Annotated in this window: 16 protein-coding genes; 13 read left to right on the forward strand and 3 right to left on the reverse strand. The window is 64.1% G+C overall.

Annotated elements, in window-relative coordinates:
- Positions 1–132 precede the first annotated feature (132 nt).
- Positions 133–1008: a rhomboid family intramembrane serine protease gene (locus BLU29_RS13020; RefSeq protein ID WP_091058667.1), complete on the reverse strand. Its 876-nt coding sequence runs from the start codon at positions 1006–1008 to the stop codon at positions 133–135.
- 128 nt (positions 1009–1136) lie between these two features.
- On the opposite strand from BLU29_RS13020, the gene BLU29_RS13025 reads away from it, so the two are divergent.
- The 11 genes from BLU29_RS13025 (at position 1137) to BLU29_RS13075 (ending at position 16876) form a co-directional block, all read left to right on the forward strand.
- Entirely contained in the window at positions 1137–1373 is a 237-nt protein-coding gene (locus BLU29_RS13025) for a ferredoxin (RefSeq protein WP_091058668.1), read from the forward strand.
- A gap of 86 nt (positions 1374–1459) precedes the next feature.
- Positions 1460–3307, forward strand: coding sequence for a TonB-dependent receptor (locus tag BLU29_RS13030; protein WP_091058671.1), 1848 nt, complete (start codon positions 1460–1462; stop codon positions 3305–3307).
- A 54-nt stretch (positions 3308–3361) separates the two neighbouring features.
- Complete coding sequence (locus BLU29_RS13035) at positions 3362–5422, forward strand: M3 family metallopeptidase (RefSeq protein WP_091058672.1); 2061 nt, start codon at positions 3362–3364, stop codon at positions 5420–5422.
- Between the two features lie 359 nt (positions 5423–5781).
- Positions 5782–6489 (forward strand): zinc metallopeptidase, encoded by a 708-nt coding sequence (locus BLU29_RS13040; RefSeq protein ID WP_231962232.1) that lies wholly within the window; start codon positions 5782–5784, stop codon positions 6487–6489.
- Between the two features lie 437 nt (positions 6490–6926).
- A complete protein-coding gene (locus BLU29_RS13045; protein WP_091058678.1) occupies positions 6927–7706 on the forward strand; it encodes a DeoR/GlpR family DNA-binding transcription regulator in 780 nt (259 codons plus the stop codon).
- A 145-nt stretch (positions 7707–7851) separates the two neighbouring features.
- Positions 7852–8619, forward strand: a complete 768-nt coding sequence (locus BLU29_RS13050; RefSeq protein ID WP_091058680.1) for a class II aldolase/adducin family protein — start codon at positions 7852–7854, stop codon at positions 8617–8619.
- A 216-nt stretch (positions 8620–8835) separates the two neighbouring features.
- Positions 8836–11028 carry a bifunctional rhamnulose-1-phosphate aldolase/short-chain dehydrogenase gene (locus BLU29_RS13055; RefSeq protein ID WP_091061144.1) on the forward strand — a complete coding sequence of 731 codons (2193 nt, stop codon included), beginning with the start codon at positions 8836–8838 and terminating at the stop codon, positions 11026–11028.
- A gap of 195 nt (positions 11029–11223) precedes the next feature.
- A complete protein-coding gene (locus BLU29_RS13060; protein WP_091058682.1) occupies positions 11224–12717 on the forward strand; it encodes a rhamnulokinase family protein in 1494 nt (497 codons plus the stop codon).
- Between the two features lie 125 nt (positions 12718–12842).
- Positions 12843–14105: an L-rhamnose isomerase gene (locus tag BLU29_RS13065; protein ID WP_091058684.1), complete on the forward strand. Its 1263-nt coding sequence runs from the start codon at positions 12843–12845 to the stop codon at positions 14103–14105.
- A gap of 178 nt (positions 14106–14283) precedes the next feature.
- Positions 14284–15855, forward strand: coding sequence for a malate:quinone oxidoreductase (locus tag BLU29_RS13070; protein ID WP_091058686.1), 1572 nt, complete (start codon positions 14284–14286; stop codon positions 15853–15855).
- A gap of 496 nt (positions 15856–16351) precedes the next feature.
- Positions 16352–16876 carry a hypothetical protein gene (locus BLU29_RS13075; RefSeq protein WP_157693846.1) on the forward strand — a complete coding sequence of 175 codons (525 nt, stop codon included), beginning with the start codon at positions 16352–16354 and terminating at the stop codon, positions 16874–16876.
- Positions 16877–17047: 171 nt separating this feature from the next.
- Here BLU29_RS13075 and BLU29_RS18110 read toward each other — a convergent pair whose 3' ends face one another.
- Complete coding sequence (locus BLU29_RS18110; RefSeq protein WP_157693847.1) at positions 17048–17785, reverse strand: hypothetical protein; 738 nt, start codon at positions 17783–17785, stop codon at positions 17048–17050.
- Between the two features lie 214 nt (positions 17786–17999).
- Positions 18000–18176 carry a hypothetical protein gene (locus BLU29_RS18115; protein WP_157693848.1) on the reverse strand — a complete coding sequence of 59 codons (177 nt, stop codon included), beginning with the start codon at positions 18174–18176 and terminating at the stop codon, positions 18000–18002.
- A gap of 82 nt (positions 18177–18258) precedes the next feature.
- On the opposite strand from BLU29_RS18115, the gene BLU29_RS13080 reads away from it, so the two are divergent.
- Positions 18259–18819: a dihydrofolate reductase family protein gene (locus BLU29_RS13080; RefSeq protein ID WP_091058690.1), complete on the forward strand. Its 561-nt coding sequence runs from the start codon at positions 18259–18261 to the stop codon at positions 18817–18819.
- A 463-nt stretch (positions 18820–19282) separates the two neighbouring features.
- Entirely contained in the window at positions 19283–20050 is a 768-nt protein-coding gene (locus tag BLU29_RS13085) for a rhomboid family intramembrane serine protease (RefSeq protein WP_091058693.1), read from the forward strand.
- The last annotated feature ends 209 nt before the right edge of the window (positions 20051–20259 follow it).

Genomic DNA, 20259 nt, shown 5'->3' on the forward strand with positions numbered 1-20259 from the left:
TGAGCAAATGGGTAGCGATTAGAGGACTTTAAACGAGATTTGTTTCCGCAAAAACGGCAAACCGCTTTTCCGGCTATTTCAGGCGGCCGGATTTCGCGTCCGGCCGCGGTCGGGTCCTGGGCCGGACTGTCATTAATGACGGCTCAACAAGTCCTTCGCCTCGTCGAGCACGCGTTTTTCCTGGTCGGTCAGGGCCCCGAAACCCTGGCTGTTGATCTTGTCCAGGATCCGGTCCACTTCCGCCCGAAGGTTGGGGGAGGGAATGCGGGGCGAACTGCCGGCGGAGGACGCCCGCCATTTCGGCCAGCGCCGCAGCCAGGCGGGCAGTTGCAGTCCCCCGGCCCGGTCCAAACCATGGCTGGCGTGCAGGTAGCGGAAGTAGATCCAGCCGGCCAGCATGCCGCCCAGGTGCGCCGACGGCGTCATGCCGAGGGGCAGCAAGGTTCCGGGAATCTCATACAGGAGCAGCCCGAGCGCATTCGCGGCAATCAGGACGTAGACGATGTGCCGGATGTTGAATTGAACCGGGAAGAGGAAAAAACTCATCTCCATCTGCGGGTGCACACACGCCAGCACGACCAGCAGCCCGAACACCGCGCTGCCCGCCCCGATATGCCCGGTGCCATGGGTCCAGTTGACCGCCGTCCAGACGAGTCCGCCGAGCAGCACCATGCCCGCATACAACCAGAGAAAGCGCTTCGCGCCCAGCAGCGGCTCGAGCTCGCGGCCGGCAAAAATCAGCCCCGACACCGTGAACAGGATGTGCCAGGGGCTGCTCGTGCTGTGCAGGAAACTGTGGGTCAGCAGCGCCCACAGGTGCCACTCCCGCACGCCTTCCACGGTGAGCGACAGTTCTTGGACCAGGATCGCGGCCCCGCCCAGTTTTGGAGACAGGACCACGAGTTCCAGGACGAACATCGCCACGATGGCGCAGATCAGCCAGACATAGGCGGGGGTGGTTCCTCCCCTTGAATATTCACTGCGCATATAAGAGCGGTCTGACAGCATCGCTGCGCAACTTATCTCGCTTGTCCGCAAAGACAAGCCCCGGTGTCTGCGGCAACGACTCACACCGCGACATATGGCCGTGCGACTTCTTGACAGCCGGGGGAATTCCCCTTCAGTCAGCCTTCGAAATGGCCAACAAAGCTGAAAAATGGAAGGACAACGCCGGCGGCAAATTCTATGTCGATCAGCAGTGCATTGACTGCGATCTTTGCCGCGAGACCGCGCCGGCGTTTTTCAAGCGCCATGAAGAAGGCGGCTATTCCTTCGTCCATACCCAGCCCGCCACCGAAGAAGATGTGCAGCTTTGCATGGAGGCGCTGGAAGGCTGCCCCGTCGAGGCCATCGGCAACGACGGCGAGGAATAAGCCGCCCGCCCGCACCCCTCAGCCGCTCCCGGGCGGCTTTATTTGGCCGATCTTGGTTAAGCACAACAATCATTCCTTTTAACCCAATGTTCCAATCCCATCGTTCCCCGTCCCGCCTCGTGTGTGTTCTTGCTGGCCTGGCCTGGCTGTCGTCCCCGGCCCGCGCCGATGAGCCGGCGTATGAATTGCCGAATTTTGCGACCTATTCGGTGCAGGTGGCCAACCAGACGCCCGAGGCGACCTTTGCCATGCCGGTCTCCGGTTTGCGTTTCGAACCGCGGGTGGATGTGCAGGCCCGCAACCTGGCCGAGGCGCAGGCGGACGTGACCATTCGCGGCGGCGTGTTCGAGAACACCGGCTTCAAGGTCGGCGCCCTGTCGCTCTATGATCCGCAGACCGGCCACTACTTCGCGGAGATTCCCATCGCACCGGCCATGTTGATTTCGCCCAAGGTTCTCACCGGGGCGGACAATGCGCTCGGCGGTTTCAACGCCGGGGTGGGCACCGTGGCTTACGGCTGGCGGCCCATCGAACAGCGCGGCGAGGCGTCCATCGCCTTTGGTGACTATGGCACCAACCGCCAGAGTCTTTATCAGGGCTATGTCTCCTCGGTTGGCGGCCGTCTGACCCTGGGCGCGGACGTGGAACTGTCGCGCTCCGAGTCTGACGGCTCGGTGCCGTTCGGCGACCACAACTTCAAGCGTGGCGCCGCCCGCGTCCAGTTGCGCGGGGCCAACAGCCAGACCGATCTCTTTGCGGGCACGCAGAGCAAGTTCTTCGGCTGGCCGGATCTCTACACGCCCTTCGGCGTCGATGAAACCGAGGACCTGCACACGCAGCTTTACGTCATCAACCACCGGCAGTGGACCTCGCCGGACAATTATTGGGAAGTCGGCGCCTACTCGCGGCGCAACTACGACGACTATGAGTTCAACCGTTTTATACCGGGCGAGTTCAATCCCTACCAACACACCACCTACGTGCAGTCGGCCGCCGTCGACGGCCACGCCACCTTCGACGCCTTCGCGCTTTCCTACAGCGCCCAGGCCATGCGCGACAGCCTGGAGTCCACCGCGCTGGTCTTCGGCCGTTTCCACACCCGCAGCTACCTCAAGCTCTCCGCCGTGCCGGAAGTCCGCCTCCCGACGCCGGCCGGCGAACTCAAACTCGCGGCCGGCGCCACCTATGATGAGACCAACCGTGACGGCTCGGCCGTTTCCCCGGTCGTCACCGCCGGGCTGACCCAACCGGACGGCACGCGGTTTTACGCCCAATACGCGGAGAGCACTCAGGTGCCGACCTACACCGCCCTCAATTCCAGTCCCACCGGCGGCCTGTTCCGGGGCAATCCCAACCTCGGTCGCGAGACCAGCCGCAATCTCGAGGGCGGCGTGGAATTCAAGTCCGGCGGCTGGGCCGTCGGGAGCGCGGTGTTCTATCGCCGCGACGACCACCTCGTTGACTGGACCTTCACCCGCGCGAGCACGGCCGCCCGCACGGCCAGCGCCGTCAACACCGGCACGTTCGGCGTGCAGGTCGTCGCCACGCACAAGACCGCCCGCTGCGACCTCGTGCTGGGCTACACCTACCTCGACAAGACCGCCGATTACGGCGGCGCGCTTGTTGACGCCAGCTTCTACGCGCTCAACTTTGCCCGCCAACGCCTGACCGCGGCGGTAACCGCGCGGCTGGGGCACGGCTTCGAGGTGCGCATGGACAACGAATTTCGCGTGCAGGAGAAGAACCTGTTGCGGACGACCGGGGGCAACAACGCCGTGCGGTCATCGCTGGGGCTCTACTACCTGCCGTCCGCGATCCGCGGCCTCGAACTCTCGGCGCTGGTCGAGAACCTGTGGGACGCCGCTTTCCAGGAGGTGCCGGCGGTGCCGGCCGCCCGGCGCCAATACTCCGTGGGCGCCGCCTACCGTTGGTAGGACCGGCCCAATTCGTTTGACAGGTCTCCGCCCGGCGCGGTCATTACGCGCCTGATGATGGACAATCCCTTTCTCAACCGGTCTTTTGAGATTCCCTGGACGCAACTCACCGCGGATCGCGTGGGACCGGCGATCGAGGCCGTGCTCACGGACGCCGAGGCCGCCCTCGCGCGGATCGCCGCCGGGCCCGTCGCCCAGGCGGACTATGCGAACAGCTTTGTCGCGCTGGAGCACGCCACGGAGCCGCTGAACGAGTCCTGGGCGAAGGTCACCCATCTCATGTCGGTGGCCGATTCCGCGCCGTTGCGCGAGGCGCACAACGCCATGCTGCCGAAAGTCTCGGCCTTCTTCGCCAAGATCCCGCTCAATGCCGGGGTCTGGTTGCGGTTGAAATCCGCCGCCGCGCATCCCTCGGTGATCGCGCTGCAGGGGGAGCACCGGCGCTTCGTCGACGAGACCATGGCGGACTTCCGTCAGCAGGGCGCCGATCTGCCCGCCGACCAGAAGGCCCGGCTCGAGGCGGTGCAGAGCGAACTCGCCCAGCTGACGCAGAAATATTCCGAGAACGTCCTTGATGCGACCAATGCCTGGGAACTGCTGGTCACCGACCCGGTCCGGCTCGCCGGCCTGCCGGCGTCCGCCCGCGAAGCCGCCCGGCAGAGTGCGTTGAAGAAGGGACAGGGCACCGCGGCCGCGCCCCTCTGGCGCTTCACTTTGCACGCCCCGTCGCAGGAACCGGTCATGCTTTACGCCGAGGATGCGGAGTTGCGCCGGCAGGTCTGGTCGGCGTCGGCCGCCGTCGGCCGTCAGGCGCCGCACGACAACCGCGAACTCATCAAGCGCATCCTCACCCTGCGCCAGGAGAAGGCCGCGCTGCTCGGCCAGCCGCACTTCGCCGACCTGGTCTTGCAGCGCCGCATGGCGAAGAGCGGCGCGGCGGCGCTTGGCTTCATCGAGGATCTGCACCGACGTGTGACCACGGCCTTTGCGCGCGAATGTCGCGAGCTTGAGGCGTTCAAGGCGGATCAGGCCAAGGCCCCGGCCGCCGCGCTCGCGCCGTGGGAGACCGGTTTCTGGGCCGAGCGGCTGCGCCGGACGCGCTACGATTTCGACGAGGAGCAGCTGCGCCCGTATTTCCCCATGCCGGGTGTGCTCGCGGGCATGTTCGGGATCGCCGGCCGCGTGTTCGGCGTTCGGGTGAGCGAGCGCCCCGCCGGGGCGGTCGAGACCTGGCATCCCGAGGTGAAGTTCTACGACGTGCACGATCGCGCCGGCCGGCACATCGGCTCCTTCTACGCCGACTGGCATCCGCGCGAGTCCAAGCGCGGCGGCGCCTGGATGAACTCCTTGATCACGGGCGGCCCCGGCGCCGACGGCACGCGGGCCCCGCATCTCGGGCTGATGTGCGGCAACATGACGCCGCCGCTCGACGGCAAGCCGGCGTTGCTCACCCACCGCGAGGTCGAGACGGTCTTCCACGAGTTCGGCCACCTGCTGCACCACCTGTTCGGCGAGGTGGAGATCAAGTCGCTCAACGGCACCAACGTCGCGTGGGATTTCGTCGAGCTGCCCTCGCAGATCATGGAGAACTGGTGCTGGGAGCGGGCCAGCCTCGACCTTTTCGCCCGCCACCACGAGACCGGCGCGACCATTCCTGACGCGCTCTATGAGCGGATGATCGCGGCGAAGAATTTCCGCAGTGCCAGCGCCACCATGCGCCAGCTGGCGTTCGCCCGGCTGGACCTCGAGCTGCACCTCAACGCCGCCGGCTACGCGGAGGGCGACGTATCATCCAGGCTGCAGGCCCTGCTCCGTGATTACCTCATGCCCACCGAGCCGCCTTCACCGACCATCGAGAACCGCTTCACCCACATCTTCGCCGATCCCACGGGCTACGCCGCCGGCTACTATTCCTACAAGTGGGCGGAGGTGCTCGATGCCGACGCCTTCACGCGCTTCAAGCGCGAAGGCATCTTCAACGCGGAGGTCGGCGCCGAGTTTGTGGCCAAGGTCCTCAGCCGGGGCAACTCGGCCGATCCGATGCAGCTCTTCACCAGCTTCATGGGCCGCCCGCCCGACCTGTCGGCCCTGCTGCTCCGGGCGGGTTTGGCGTGAGGCCGTGCAGTTGCCTTGGACTGGAGCTGCAGCGACCTCGCTGCAGTCTCTCGCGGGCGGGGTCGCCCGCGCTCCAGAATCCAAGCGGCTTGGTGGAGGGCCCGGCTCCCGCCGGGCCGCGGCTCGCGCTATTTACCAGTAGGGGCGTCGCTTGCCGACGCCCCTACACACCAGTCATCCTGAACGATGCCCGAGGCGGTCGTTATACTGGATTCTTCGCTGCGCTCAGAATGACAGATCGATGGTGGACAGGGGGCGGCTTATAACGCTTCGGGGCTTTTCCAGCCGGACATTTTCCGCTGGTAAAACGGTCCCGGCTGGCAACCTTCTGCACCGTCAACGTCCAACCCATTTCCACCATGCTCATCTGGTTCATCCTCATCATCGTCCCGCTCCTGTTCGGCCTCTATGCGCAGTATCGCGTGCACAGCGCCTACGGCAAAAACATCCAGATCCCGTCGCGGGGTCACATCACCGGCCGTGAGGCCGCCGCCGCCGTCATGGAGGGCGCGGGCATCCACGACGTCGAGATCGTGCGCGTGGAGGGGCAGCTGTCCGATCACTACGATCCCACGAACAAGCGGCTCGCACTGTCCGAGCAGAACTACGACGGCACGAGCCTCGCGGCGCTGGGGGTTTCCGCGCACGAGGCCGGCCACGCCATCCAGGACAAGGAAGGCTACGCCATGATGAATTTCCGCCAGGTGCTGGTGCCGGCCGCGCAGTTCGCCCAGCCCATCGCCTGGGGCATCCTGAGCTTCGGCATCCTCTTGGCCTCTCTCCTAGGCGCGAAGGCCCTCGGCATCATCATGCTCCAGATCGGCGTCGTGGCGCTCACCGTCATCGCGCTCTTCCAGCTGGTCACCCTGCCGGTCGAGTTCGACGCCAGCCGCCGGGCCAAGGTGCAGCTCGTCAACCTCGGCATCCTCGGTCGCGATGAGATGGAGGGCGTCAACGAGACCCTTGATGCCGCCGCGCTGACCTATGTCGCCGCGTTCGTCGCGACCCTCGGCAACCTGCTTTACCTGCTGCTCATGCTCAGCGGGGGCGGCCGCAGCCGGGATTAATTTGTCTGTCCGGTTCCGTTTGACCACGGATTACACGGATAAACACGGATCAAGACAGATTGGAATTGGAGGGCTGGTCTCCCGACCAGCCACGGACAACGCCTTCTGGGTATAAGGTTCAGCCTGAGGGTCGCCCGATGCTGGCAAGAAGGCAGCAAGGGAGGAAGTGACGGGAAGGTATAGGGATGGTGTAAGGATGCCGTAAGGATCTAAGGAGGAGTTAAGGAGGAATAAAGGAGGGAACCCGAAGCTTCCCTATGGGACCCTGTCATTATGGCATCGGCATGAAGGCGGAGTTCGGCCCGGCCTCCGGCTGGCCGGCGCACGCCGCGGCTTGCTCGCCCCCGCCAGACGGTGATCCCGCGCCCATGGCAGGGGGAAACAGCCTCTTATTTATATGATTGACCCCAATCATATAAATTTCATACGGTCCTGCCATGCGCGTGCCCCAGCACATCGTCGACCTCCGCCGCGAGGAACTCCGCAGCCTGATCCGGCGCGACGGGTTCCTGCCGGTGAACGAGATCTGCCGGCGGCTGGGGGTCTCCGAGGCCACGGCCCGGCGCGACCTGGTGGCGGTCGAGGCCAACGGCCACATCACCCGCACCTACGGGGGCGCCCTGGCGGACTATAACAGCGCCTTTGCCTCGCACGACGAGCGTTCCGGCCGCGCCCGGCCGGCCAAGGCGCGCATCGCCGGGCGGGCGGTGGCGCAGATGCCGCGCACCGGCACCATCTTTCTCGACGCCGGCACGACCATCCAGGCGACGGCCCGCGCGCTGACCCAGCGCAAGGACCTGTCCGGCCTCGTGGTCGTGACCAACAGCCTCGCGGCCGCTTCCGTCCTCGGCGGGACCGCCGGGGTGGAGCTGCATGTCGTGGGCGGCGAGTTTCTCAGCCGCCAGGCGGCCCTCATGGGCCCGCGCGCCATCAAGGCGCTGGGCGACTGGTCCTTCGACGCGGCCTTCCTCGGCGGCGAGGGCATGGACGCCGCGGGCATCAGCAACTCGCACGCGAGCGTCGCCGCTTTCCAGCAATCCGTCCTGCGCCGCGCCCAACAGGTTTACTTCTGCCTCGACGCGTCCAAGCTCGGGCGCGCCACCCCGCACCGCGTCGCCGACTGGTCCCGGCCTTCCGCCTTGATTTCCGACGCCCCGCCCAAGCGCCTCGCGGCGCACGGCATCGTGCTGCCCCCGTCCAAACTTCTCCGCGCCTGAGCATGATTGTCATTCTGAACGAAGTGAAGTTCCGAGCGCAGCGACATCCTCATCCATGCATTCGTTCGCGGTATCACGTTCGTTGCCATGGATCCTTCGCTGCACTCAGGATGACAATGCCTTTGAGGAGCGCCCGCACTAATCAATGAGCACGACCACCACAGCCGGCATCATCTCCCGGATGCTCGACCTCTCGCACCAGCTTGGTCGCGAGGACCGCCAGCTGGCCATCCTGGGTGAGGGCAACACCTCCGCCCGGCTCGCGCCTGACACCTTCGTCGTCAAGGCCAGCGGCTCGAACCTCGGCACGCTCAACGAGGCCGGCACCGCCGTGTGCCGCTTCGACCGGCTGCTGCCGCTGCTCGACCGCAAGGCGATGACCGATGCGGCGATCGACGAGGCGCTCTTTGCCGCCCGCGTGGATGCGAATTCCCGGAAGCCCTCGGTCGAGGCGATGTTCCATGCGTGGCTGCTGACCCTGCCGGGCGTGAACTTCGTCGGCCACACGCATCCCGTGGCGGTGAACAAGATTCTCTGCACCAAACACGCGCGGGCCTTCGCCACCAAGCGCGGCTGTCCCGACGAGATCGTGTGCTGTGGCGCCGAGTTCGTGCTGGTGCCCTACATCGACCCCGGCCTGAAGCTGGCGCAGGGCATCCGCCGCGCCGTCGTCGCCTACATCAAGCGCCTCTCGCGTCCGCCGCGTGTCATCCTCCTCGAGAACCACGGCCTGATCGCCCTCGGCGCCACGCCCGAGGCTGTGCTCGCGGCGACCCTGATGGCCAACAAGGCCGCCGAGATCTTCGCCGGCGCCGTGACGCTCGGTTCGCCGCGTTTCCTTTCCGCCGCCGTCGCCGCCCGCATCGCCGGCCGGCCGGACGAGCACTACCGCCAGCAGGCGCTCGGCCTCTGATTTTTCTTTATCCGAACCATCTCAAACCAGGACCTAAATTCATTGACCACGGATTACACAGATATTCACGGATGAAAAACGACCCAAACCTTTCACAGGAGATCGCAGAGGAAACAGAGATTTCACCCTCCTGCCTTTTCTCTGCGTGCTCCTGTAGAATTCGCCTTGGTCTTTATCCGCGTTCATCCGCGTAATCCGCGGGAAATGCCTTTCTCCATGAATACCTACAGATTCGTCAACTTCGGCTGGGACGACGCCAAGGCCGCGTCGCTCGATCCGGTTGGCCGCCTCATCTACCGCTCGAACCTGCTCGGCAGTGACCAGCGCATCACCAACACCGGCGGCGGCAACACGTCGTCGAAGATCACCGAGAAGGACCCGCTCAACGGCCTCCCGACCGAGGTGCTCTGGGTCAAGGGCTCCGGCGGCGACCTCCGCACCAGCACACGCGAGAACTTCTCGTCGCTCTACCAGCTGAAGCTGCTCGACCTCCAGCAGCTCTACGCCGCCCGCACCGACAAGGGCCTCAAGGCCCCGGCCGAGGACGACATGGTGGGCATGTATAACCATACCACCTTCAACCTGAACCCGCGCCCGTCGTCGATCGACACCCCGCTGCATTCCTTCCTGCCGGGCAAGCACGTCGACCACATGCACCCGAACGCGATCATCGCGATCGCCGCCTCGCAGAACTGCGAGAAGCTCACCCAGGAGATCTTCGGCGGCGAGATGGCCTACGTGCCTTGGATGCGCCCGGGCTTCGAACTCGGCCTCGCCATGCAGGAGATCGCGAAGAAGCACCCGAAAACGCAGGCCATCATGATGGGCCAGCACGGCTTCATCTCCTGGGACAGCGACGACAAGGCCTGCTACACGCTCACGCTGAACTTCATCGAGAAGGCCGCGGCCTACATCGACGCGAAATACCAGGCCAAGGGCGGCGACGCCACGGCCTTCGGCGGCGCGAAATACCAGACGCTCGACGCCGCGAAGCGCAGCGAGGTCTTCGCCGCGATCCTGCCCTGGCTGCGCGGCCAGGTCTCCCAGCAGAAGCGTTTCATCGGCACGGTGCAGGACGACGAGAAGATCCTGCGCTTCGTCAACTCGAAGGACGCCGCCCGCCTCGCCGAGCTCGGCACGAGCTGCCCCGACCATTTCCTCCGGACAAAAATCAAACCCCTATACGTCCCATGGGACCCATCCGTCTCATCCATTGCGGACCTGAAGAAACTCCTCGCCGACGGCATCGCCAAATACCGGGATGACTACCGCGCCTACTATGATCGCTGCAAACATGCCAACTCGCCGGCCATGCGCGACCCGAACCCGACCGTCGTGCTCATCCCGGGCGTCGGCCTGGTCGCGTGGGGCAAGGACAAGTCCGAGAGCCGCGTCACCGCCGAGTTCTACAACTGCGCCGTCGAGGTCATGCGCGGCGCCGAGGCGATCGACCAATACATCGCCCTGCCGCAGCAGGAAGCGTTCGACATCGAGTATTGGCTCCTCGAGGAGGCCAAGCTCAAGCGCATGCCCGCCGAAAAGGAACTCGCCCGCCAGGTCATCATCGTCATCGGCGCCGGCTCCGGCATCGGCAGGGAGACCGCCCACCGTCTCGTCAGGGAGGGCGCGCACATCGTCTGCGTCGACCTCAACGAGGGCGCGGCCCAGGCCACCGCCAAGGAAATCGAGGCCAAATACGGTGTCGGCATCGGCGTCGCCGGCACCGGCCTCTCGAATTGCGGCCCGGCGCTCGGCCTCGCCGCCAACATCACCGACCGCGCCAGCATCCGGAAGATGCTCGACCAGGTTGCGCTGGCCTACGGCGGCTTCGACTCGATCTGCGTGACCGCCGGCATCTTCGTGCCGAGCGACACCTCCGGCCACATCCCCGACGACAAGTGGGCCGTCACCTTCGCCATCAACGTCACGGGCAGCTACCTCGTCGGCGACGAGGCGTTCAAGACGTGGAAGGAGCAGGGCCTCAAGGGCCAGCTCGTCCTCACGACCAGCGCCAACGCGGCGGTCGCGAAGAAAGGCTCCGTCGCCTACGATGTTTCCAAGGCCGCCGGCAACCACCTCGTGCGCGAGCTCGCCATCGAGCTGTCGCCGCTGGTCCGCGTCAACGGCGTGGCCCCGGCCACCGTCGTGCAGGGCAGTGCGATGTTCCCGCGCGACCGCGTCATCGGCTCGCTCGCGAAATACAACATTCCCTACCAGGACGACGAGGCCACCGAGTCGCTGGTCGGCAAGCTGGCGCAATTCTACGCCGACCGCACGCTGACCAAGGCGCCCATCACGCCGGCGGACCAGGCCGAGGCCTACTTCCTCCTGGTGAGCCAGCGCCTCAGCAAGACGACCGGCCAGGTCGTCACGGTCGACGGCGGCCTGCACGAAGCCTTCCTGCGCTGAGGTTCACCACTAATCCACACTAATGCTTCACTAATCCCTGAGATTTTGACCACGGATAACACGGATTATCACGGATGGATTTCAGACAATACAGGTTCAGTTTCTTCATTAGTGCCCAATTAGTGTGCATTAGTGGTGACCAAAGCTCCTGCCTTTATCCGTGTTAATCCGTGCAATCCGTGGTTAAAAAACAACATGGCTTCTAAAACCATCCACTGTGCCGCCGTGGACCTCGGCGCGACCAGCGGTCGCGTCATCGTCGGCACGTGGGCGAAGAACCGCCTCACGCTGACGGAGGTGCACCGCTTTCCGAACGGGTTCCGTTCGGTCGGCGGCCACGATTACTGGGACATCCCCGGCCTGTGGACCGAGATCGCCACCGGCCTGCGCCTCGCGAAAAAGCGCTTCCCGCAGCTCGCCTCCGTCGGCGTGGACACCTGGGGCGTGGACCACGTGCTCGTCAACGACGCGGGCCGCATGGTGTTTCCCACGCACGCCTACCGCGACGCCCGCACGCAGCCCGGCCTGACGCGCCTCGCCAACACCCGCGCGGCGCTGGAGCGCATCTACGCCGCGACCGGCATCCCCAACGTCTTCTACAACTCCAGCCTGCAGCTGGAGGAGACCGTCGCGCACAATCCGGCCGTGGCCGACCTGGCTACGCGCTGCCTCTTCCTGCCGGACTACTTCAACTTCCTGCTCTCGGGTCGCATGGAGAACGAGATCTCCTTTGCCAGCACCTCGCAGCTCCTTGCCGTGCACGGTCGGGACTGGTCGCGCGCCACGCTCGACCATTTTCATATTCCCGCGACGTGGTTCACGCCGCCGATCCTCGCCAACACCGTGCTCGGCCCGATTCTGCCCGAGGTAGGGCGAGTCCTCCGGACGAGCCGTGAATCCGCGAAATCCGGTGCAAAGCGCGGCTCGTCGGGACGACGCGCCCTACCTGACATCAAGGTTGTCGCCGTGCCCGGCCACGACACCGCCTGCGCCTACGACGCCATGCCGGCCAATCCGACGGGCGGCGACCTCTACATCAGCTCCGGCACCTGGTCGCTCGTCGGCTTCGAGAGCGACACGCCGCTGCTCGGTCACGAGGCGCTCACCGCGCGCATCTCCAACGAGCGCACCGGCGACGGCCGCTACCGCCCGCTGACGAACGTCATCGGCCTGTGGCTGCTGGAGCAGACGCTCAAGGATTTCACGGCCCGGCCGAAGAACGACGCGGAGTGGGTGAAGCTCATTAATGCTAGCTCTAAGCTTACAGCTTTAAGCTTTAAGCTGGATTGCACCGACCCCGCCTTCGTGAACCCGTCTTCCATGCGGGCCGCGATCGACGCGCAGCTGAAGCGCCGGAAACTGCCGCGGCCAAAGAACCTCGCCGGCTATGTCCGCCTGATCTGCGACTCGCTGGGGCAGGGGCATGCCGACGCCCTCCGCGCCTTCGAGAAACTCGCCGGCCGGAAGTTCCAGCGCATCCTCATCGTGGGCGGTGGCTCGAAGAACCGTCTGCTTTGCCAGGCGACAGCCGATGCCAGCGGGCTGCCGGTCCACGCCTTCACCCTCGAGGGCACCGCGGTCGGCAACATCGCCTCCCAGCTTGTCGCGCTGCGCGCCGTGCGTAACCTGAAGTCCTTCCGCGAGCACTTCGCCAAGCAAATCAAAGCCACCGTTTATCAACCTGGTTGAAATGCATTTTCTTACACCAAGAGCGCGAAGAGAGCGGAGCGATGCTCAATCAAGCGTATCCCACTTGGCTAACTTTGCTTCCTTTGTGTAAAACTGCCTTGGTGCATTTCCAAGAAACTTTCCCCATGAAATCTTCCGCCGCCTACAAACTCGCCCGCTCGGCCTACGCCGGCTACGGCGTCGACACCGAGGCCGCCATCCGCCACGCGCTCCGCGTGCCCGTCTCGCTGCATTGCTGGCAGGCGGACGATGTTCGCGGCCTCGAGACGCCCAAGGACGGCGTCGCCGGCGGCGGCATCATGTCGACCGGCGGCTATCCCGGCCGCGCCCGCAACGGCGACGAGATGCGCGCCGACCTCGACCTCGTCTTGAAACTGCTCCCCGGCAAGCAGCGCCTCAACCTCCACGCGTTTTACGCCGAGACCGGGGCCAAGGCCGTCGACCGCGACGACCTGCGGCCCGAGCACTTCGCCCGCTGGCTCGGCTGGGCCAAGTCCCGCCGCATCGGCCTCGACTTCAACCCGACTTACTTCGCCCACGAGAAGGCGAACTCCGGCTTCACGCTCTCCAGCGCCGATCCGGGCATCCGCCGCTTCTGGATCAACCACGGCAAGGCCTGCCGGCACATCGCGCAGCATTTTGCCAAGGAGCTGGGCAAGCCGGTCGTGCACAACCACTGGGTGCCGGACGGCGCCAAGGACGCGCCGGCCGACCGCTGGGCGCCGCGCGAGCGGCTCAAGGAGTCCTACGACGCCATCTTCGCCGACAAGACCGTGAACCGGAAGCTCTGCGTCGACGCCGTCGAGGGCAAGTTGTTTGGTCTCGGTTCCGAGGACTACGTCGTCGGCTCGCAGGAATTCTACTCGAGCTACGCCCAGAGCCGCGACCTGGTGCTCTGCCTCGACCTCGGCCACTACCACCCGACCGAGTCGGTGGCGGACAAGGTCTCGGCGCTGATGCAGTTCCATAAACGCCTGCTGCTGCACACCAGCCGGCCGGTCCGCTGGGACAGCGACCACGTCGTCATCCTCGACGACGCCGTGCGCAACCTCTTCCTCGAGATCGCCCGCGGCGACGCGTGGGACCGGGTGTTCGTGGCCCTCGATTTTTTCGACGCCTCCATCAACCGCATCGCCGCCTACGTCATCGGCGCCCGGGCTACGCGCCAGGCCATCCTCTGCGGCCTGCTCGACCCGACGGCGAAGATCCAGGCGGCCGAGACCGCCGGCCGCGGCCACGAACGCCTGGCGCTCATGGAACAGGCCCGCGCATTGCCCTGGGGGGCAGTGTGGGACGAGCTCTGCGAGCGCGACGGCGTGCCGCCGGCGGCGAAGTGGCTCGCCGACGTGGCCCGCTACGAAAAAACGGTCCTCTCCAAACGCGGCTGACCAAACAGTTGCACAGGAGGAAACAGAGAGAACTGAGAAACCGAACTATGATTTCACACCAAGAACGCGAAGTTAGCAAAGGGTGCGATCTCTTCTTCGCTACCTTTGCTGCCTTGGTGTAATAATCAGGTTTGGGTCTCTCCTCTGTTAACTCCGTTACCTCCTGTAAGAATCATTCATGAACACCTGCATCGAGAATCCCGACGTCGTCCTGATTGGCAGCGGCGTGATGTCGGCCAACCTCGGCGCCCTGCTCAAGCGCCTCGACCCGGCGCTGCGCATCCAGGTGTTCGAGGCGGCGGACGAACTGGCCTTCGAGAGCTCGAACGGCTGGAACAACGCCGGCACCGGCCACGCCGGCATCTGCGAATTGAGCTACACGCCGAAGCGCGAGGCCGACGGCACGGTCAAGGTCCAGAAGGTCATCGATATCTTCCAGGAGTTCGAGCAGTCGCTCCAGTTCTGGGCGCACGCCGTGGCGAGCGGCATGATCGACAACCCCAAGGAGTTCATCAACCCGGTCCAGCACATCAGTTTTGTGCAGGGCGCGGACGAGGTGGATTACCTCAAGGCCCGCTACGCCGGCATGTCGAAGCACCACTTCTTCGCCGCGATGGAGTTCGCCACCGACCGCGCGAAAATCGGCGCGTGGGCGCCGCTGCTTACCGAGGGCCGCGATCCGGCCGTGCCGATCGCCGCCACCAAGATGGACGGCGGCACGGACGTGAATTTCGGCAACGTCTCCCGCAAGCTCCTCGCCTGGCTCGGTTCGCAGGAAGGCTGTTCCGTGCTGGCTAGCACGAAGGTCGTCGGCCTCCGCCGCGCGGAGGGCGGTGTAGGGCGGGGTCACCGCACCCCGCCTTCCCTCGAAAAGCAGGCGGGATACGGTGATCCCGCCCTACAAAAGACCCAAAGCGCCAGCTGGCACGTCACCACCCGCAATTCGAAAACCGGCGAAGAGCGCACCGTTACCACGAAGTTCGTCTTCGTCGGCGCCGGCGGCGGCAGCATCCTGCTCCTGCAGATGGCCGGCCTGCCCGAGGCGAAGGGCCTCGGCGGTTTCCCCATCGGCGGCCACTGGCTGGTGTGCGACAAGCCCGAGATCGTCGCCCGGCACCAGGCCAAGGTTTACGGTCAGAACCTGCCCGAGGCGCCCACCATGGCCGTGCCGCACCTCGACACCCGCATCCTCGACGGCAAGAAGACGCTCCTCTTCGGCCCGTTCGCCGCGTGGACGACGCGCTTCCTGCACCGGACCGGCAGTTGGACGGACCTGCCGCGCTCCGTGAAGCCGCACAATCTGGCGACGCTGCTCAAGATCGCCGCCACCAATTTTCCCCTCGTGAAGTATCTGCTGCAGCAAGGCACGCAGAGCATGGCCGACCGCATGAAGGTGATGCACATCTTCTACCCCAACGCGAAGGCCGAGGACTGGAAGCTGGTGGACGGCGGCATCCGGGTGCAGGCCATCAAGAAAACCGACGGCGAAGCCGGCATCGTCCACTTCGGCACGGAGGTCCTCACCAGCGCCGACAAATCCATGTCCGCCCTCCTCGGCGCCAGCCCCGGTGCCTCGGTCTCCGTGGATATCGTCCTCAAAGTGATCAAGGAGAGCTTCCCGCATTTGATCACCAGCCCCCGCATGGCCGAGATCGTTCCGACCTATGGAACCGACTATCGTGCTCCGGAGAACGCCGCGGTCTTTGCCAAACTAGCACTCGAGGCACGGCGGCGTCTGCAGTTGGTTTGAAGGTCAACGACGAAGCGCGGGTAGCGCGGAGATGGTCGCAACGAAGGTGCGGCCCCGGATCCCGCAGCCGCGGGAGTAGGGGTGAGTTGAGTGGGCGCCCTTAGGGCGACGAAGCTCACAACTGGCTTTGCATGCACGCCGGCACCTGAAGCTGATTTGAGGGGCAGGGGCGGTTGCCCCAACCGCCCGGGCCGTTGAGGGCAACGACCCCTACCAGGTGGAGGGCCCAGCTCCCGCTGGGCCATGTCTTGCGGATCGAATGTGGGAGGGGCTTTATGCCCCGACAGACCAGGCCCAACACGTTGCATCTCCCGATCTATTTTTTGGCCACAAAAAGGCACAAAAGGGCGCAAAAAAGGTAGGGCGCGGATTCCGCTCCGCGCCGTGTCTCTGGGTCGCTTCCCTTTCGTGTCTCTTCGTGACTTTTTGTGGCACCCTCATCGGGTGACTCAGTCAGCCGGTTGACGTTTTTGACTGTCTGGCCATATCTGCGTGCATGCCATTGCTGACGATTGTTCCGCCGATGCCTGGCGCCGAGCGCCGCTTCAAGCCCTTTGTCGATTTTGTGCGCGCCGCCGGGTGGGAGACCGAGTTCGTCCGACTAGAATGGCCCGGCCGGGTGCCGCCCTTCGGCTCGACCGAGCTCTTTCCCCAGGTCGACGCCCAGACGGTAGGCAAGGTTGTGATGGGCTTTTCCCTTGGCGGGCTCTACTCGCACCTTGGCGCTTTGCGCGCCCGGCACCTGATCCTTGGTTCGATCTCGCCCTTCTTCCTCGAGGATGACGAGGAGCCGCAGCGCTGGATGGTCTCCTACCGCGCCGGCAACGCGGACACCCCCGCGGACATCCTGGTGGGCGGCAAGGAAGACGAGCAGATGCACCGCCGCGCCACGGCTCTGCGCGACTTCTACCGCCAGCACACCTACACCGTCGTCCCCGACGCCGAGCACGAGCTCTGGCACCCGAACTATCTGCAAGCGATCAAAACGGCCCTAGACCGCCTCAAGCCCCAGGCAGCTTAGTCAGGTAGTGGGGGCGCGCCGTCTGAACGACTCCTTTCAACGCTGGCTTTTCAGGCCCGACGGCGCCTGAAGTTGATCTGAGGCTTTTCAACGCAAAGGCGCAAAGACGCCAGGGAACTGCAAATGGGTCAGGTCGCGGATGTTGATATCACGACCCGCAACCTGACCCTGCTATGGGGAGGCCGGATCCCGCGTATCAATGCCGACTGAGCGCAGGAATCGGAGCAGCAAGTCAATCCTCGTTCCTAACAGAAGCGATTTGCTGCTGTAATATTGCGCGACAATTCCGGCAAGTTTTAGCCGTTCGCCGTCTACTTGCCAGATTGGACCCCCGCTCATGCATTCCGGCCATAATTCACGTGGAGGTTCGCCCGCATTGCGCAGAGTATGTTGAAACCTTAGACCCACGAATTTCTGAGTATCATAGCCAAATCTCCATAAGATTTTATCCGTAAAAAACGGAAAGGCAATCAGAGCGCTAACCGCATGTGGGCTCTGTTCGTTTTCAGCTCTTGGAAAGCCCTCAACAGCACCAATCTTTCCGGAAAAAGACTCTCCGTCAGTTGTGAACGAGGCCGGGCACACGACTAGGAAGCTCCAGCCAGCCAGCATCAGCCGGTCGCGGAGCTGAGTGGTTAATACCATGTAACCAAGATCCGGCCGGGATTCGTTTTGAGCACCTTCCAAAGACTCGGAGGAGATCGTGAATGATTGGTTCAATGCCCAATAATTAGTTCCGCCGATTGGCACACACAGGGTGTTGCTGGCTTTCAAAGCAAGAACGTGAGCCGCGGTTACAAGCAATTCGACATTACGGGCTCTGAGAAGAATGCCCGATCCGATCAGGTCTACGCCGCCATCCGGTTTCGTGGCAAAAATGGGTAGCACAACTTTCGGCCTTTCCTCCATAGCGTTTATTACCTTCGAGTGAGCGGAAATCACCCGGGCTGCAAGACAGCAAAAGGGAGCTGCAAGGGGGGCAGGCCACAGATGTGGAGCGAGCCAAAGAGGCCGTGGTTTGGGGATCCGAGCGTTGGTCAAGCAAAGTGGCTGCAAAAGAGTCATGTCGCGGATGTGATATCACAATCCGCGAGCTGTCCCACTTTACTCATTCTAAGCAGGGTTATCTCCTCGTGGCGGTCGCCGCGGCCAAGGGCGAGAAGCCGCCCTTGTCGTTCACGTGCACGGTGCGGGCGAGCAGGATGCTGAGCAGCCCGGCGGCGACGGCGTAGAAGCTGACAGGGTCAGGGTTTGGGGCTAGGGGTGAGCTGACGTTCTCGGTCTGGTCTTCAGGAATCAATTGTGGGCGAAAAACGAACTCGTGTCCGGCGGGGTGGGTGTTGTTCGTTGAGATACGGAACCACTAATCTGGAGGCTAAACCATGCGACCACTGCGGTATTCACTCAATGTCACCTTGGACGGGTGTTATGATCACCGGGCCGGAATCCCGGATGAGGAGACCCATCGACACGCGACGGAAAGCCTCGCTGCGGCCGACGCCCTCCTGTTTGGGCGCGTGACTTACCAGCTGATGGAGTCGGCCTGGCGGGAGCCGGGGCGGACGGGCGTGCTGGCCGACTGGATGGCGCCTTGGACGATGCCGTTTGCCCGGACCGTCCACGCGGCGAGGAAGTTCGTCGTGTCGGGCACCTTGGCCCAGGTGGACTGGAACGCGGAACTCCTGCGTGGGGATCTCGGGCTGGCCGTCCAAAAGCTGAAGCAACAGCCGGGCAGGGGATTGTTCGTGGGCGGCGTGAAACTGGCCCAGGCCCTGACCGAACTGGGCCTCATCGATGAATACGAGTTCATCGTGCACCCCCGCCTGGCGGGACACGGCCCGACGTTGTTCGCGGGGCTTTCAAAGCATGTCGACCTGAAGCTGGTGAGCCGGCTGGAGTTCAAGTCGGGGGCGGTGGCGTTGCGATACGAACCGAAAAGGTAACCACCCGGACCGAGCGTTAACGCAAAGGCGCAGAGTCGAAAAAAGACGGAGATTAGGATCAATGCCGAAGGCTCTTTGGCCACGAAGAGTCACCAATTAGTGACCAGTTAGTGAAGATTAGGGAGTGTCTTCAAACCTTCAAAAGAACCACTAATGAGATTTCACCAAGGGTGAAATCCACAGAAACCGCTCCGGCTGATCGCCTGCGCGGTGGGTTTCAGGGGCCCGCTAATCGCGGGCGGAAAGGGCGGCGATCAGCCGCCCCCTGAACCTGGCGGCGGAGGCGATCAGCCGGAGCGGTGAAAGTAGATTCCGCCGTTGGCGGAATCCTTTTAGTGGTCCCCTTCCGGGCTTTGAAACCACTCCCTAGTGGTGAAGAGAATGGTTTCTTGGCGTCTTTGCGCCTTTGCGTTAAAAATATCTGACGGATTGCGAAAGGCGGTTCGATAGCAACGATGGTCACATGAGTCGCATGCCCCGGGCGGTCGCCGCCCTGTTGATCCTGAACATCGTGCTCTTTGCCGCGGGTGTCCTGCTGCCGAACGGTCGCGAACAGTTGGTCGATACCGGCGCGCTCTGGTATCCGGCCAACGATCACTTCGGCTGGTGGCAGCTGGTGACGCACATGTTCCTGCATGGGAGCCTGAGCCATATTTTCTTCAACATGTTCGCGCTCGTTTCCTTCGGCAGCATCCTGGAGCGGGAGTGGGGCGCGGGGCGCTTCCTGCTTTTCTACTTCCTCTGCGGCGTGGGGGCCGGGCTGGTCCAGACGGGGATCAGCTGGCAGGAGTTTCACGGCCTGCACGCCCGCCTGGTCGCGGCGGGACTGACGCCGTCCGCCATCAGTGATCTGTTGGTGCACGGAGGCGGCCAGCTGCCCCGGGATCCGGCGGTCAAGGCGGTGCTCGTCGAGCTCTACCAGATCTACGCCACGCCCATGCTCGGCGCCTCCGGGGCGATTTACGGACTGCTGGTGGCCTTTGGATTTCTCCATCCCAACGCCAAGCTGGCGATGATGTTCGTGCCGGTCCCGGTCGCGGCGAAGTTCTTCATTCCCGGTCTGCTGCTGCTCGATCTGTTCTCCGGCGTCACCGGGTTTTCCCTCTTCGGCGCCGGCATCGCCCATTTCGCCCATCTCGGCGGCGCTTTAATTGGCTTCCTGCTGATGTTGCTCTGGCGCCACCGCCACGCGCCGGACGAGCCCGATCCGATGACCGAAAGTAAAGGGTAAGCATAGGGTTCACCTCTTACCTAATGAGGATTACCTATTGAAGTTAGATCGATCAGCTAGCGGGTAGGGCGAGTCGTCCCGACGAGCCGCTCCGTGCCACGGCTCATCCGGAGGATTCGCCCTACCTGGCCTCGCGTCTCATCTTTAGGTAATGCTCAATAATGGTAGAAAACCAAACAGACCAGGGCGCCGATAGTGATGCCGGCTTG

It is taken from the genome of Opitutus sp. GAS368 (genome assembly GCF_900104925.1).
Classification (GTDB): domain Bacteria; phylum Verrucomicrobiota; class Verrucomicrobiia; order Opitutales; family Opitutaceae; genus Lacunisphaera.

Bases quoted from the DNA above. Each gene is read 5' to 3' on its own strand.
- BLU29_RS13055 (WP_091061144.1), top strand. From the start codon at position 8,836: ATGAATACCTACAGATTCGTCAACTTCGGCTGGGACGACGCCAAGGCC.
- BLU29_RS13075 (WP_157693846.1), top strand. From the start codon at position 16,352: ATGCCATTGCTGACGATTGTTCCGCCGATGCCTGGCGCCGAGCGCCGC.
- BLU29_RS13045 (WP_091058678.1), top strand. From the start codon at position 6,927: ATGCGCGTGCCCCAGCACATCGTCGACCTCCGCCGCGAGGAACTCCGC.
- BLU29_RS13065 (WP_091058684.1), top strand. From the start codon at position 12,843: ATGAAATCTTCCGCCGCCTACAAACTCGCCCGCTCGGCCTACGCCGGC.
- BLU29_RS13085 (WP_091058693.1), top strand. From the start codon at position 19,283: ATGAGTCGCATGCCCCGGGCGGTCGCCGCCCTGTTGATCCTGAACATC.
- BLU29_RS13035 (WP_091058672.1), top strand. From the start codon at position 3,362: ATGATGGACAATCCCTTTCTCAACCGGTCTTTTGAGATTCCCTGGACG.
- BLU29_RS13030 (WP_091058671.1), top strand. From the start codon at position 1,460: ATGTTCCAATCCCATCGTTCCCCGTCCCGCCTCGTGTGTGTTCTTGCT.
- BLU29_RS13025 (WP_091058668.1), top strand. From the start codon at position 1,137: ATGGCCAACAAAGCTGAAAAATGGAAGGACAACGCCGGCGGCAAATTC.
- BLU29_RS13070 (WP_091058686.1), top strand. From the start codon at position 14,284: ATGAACACCTGCATCGAGAATCCCGACGTCGTCCTGATTGGCAGCGGC.
- BLU29_RS13020 (WP_091058667.1), bottom strand. From the start codon at position 1,008: ATGCTGTCAGACCGCTCTTATATGCGCAGTGAATATTCAAGGGGAGGA.
- BLU29_RS18110 (WP_157693847.1), bottom strand. From the start codon at position 17,785: ATGGAGGAAAGGCCGAAAGTTGTGCTACCCATTTTTGCCACGAAACCG.
- BLU29_RS13080 (WP_091058690.1), top strand. From the start codon at position 18,259: ATGCGACCACTGCGGTATTCACTCAATGTCACCTTGGACGGGTGTTAT.
- BLU29_RS13060 (WP_091058682.1), top strand. From the start codon at position 11,224: ATGGCTTCTAAAACCATCCACTGTGCCGCCGTGGACCTCGGCGCGACC.
- BLU29_RS13040 (WP_231962232.1), top strand. From the start codon at position 5,782: ATGCTCATCTGGTTCATCCTCATCATCGTCCCGCTCCTGTTCGGCCTC.
- BLU29_RS13050 (WP_091058680.1), top strand. From the start codon at position 7,852: ATGAGCACGACCACCACAGCCGGCATCATCTCCCGGATGCTCGACCTC.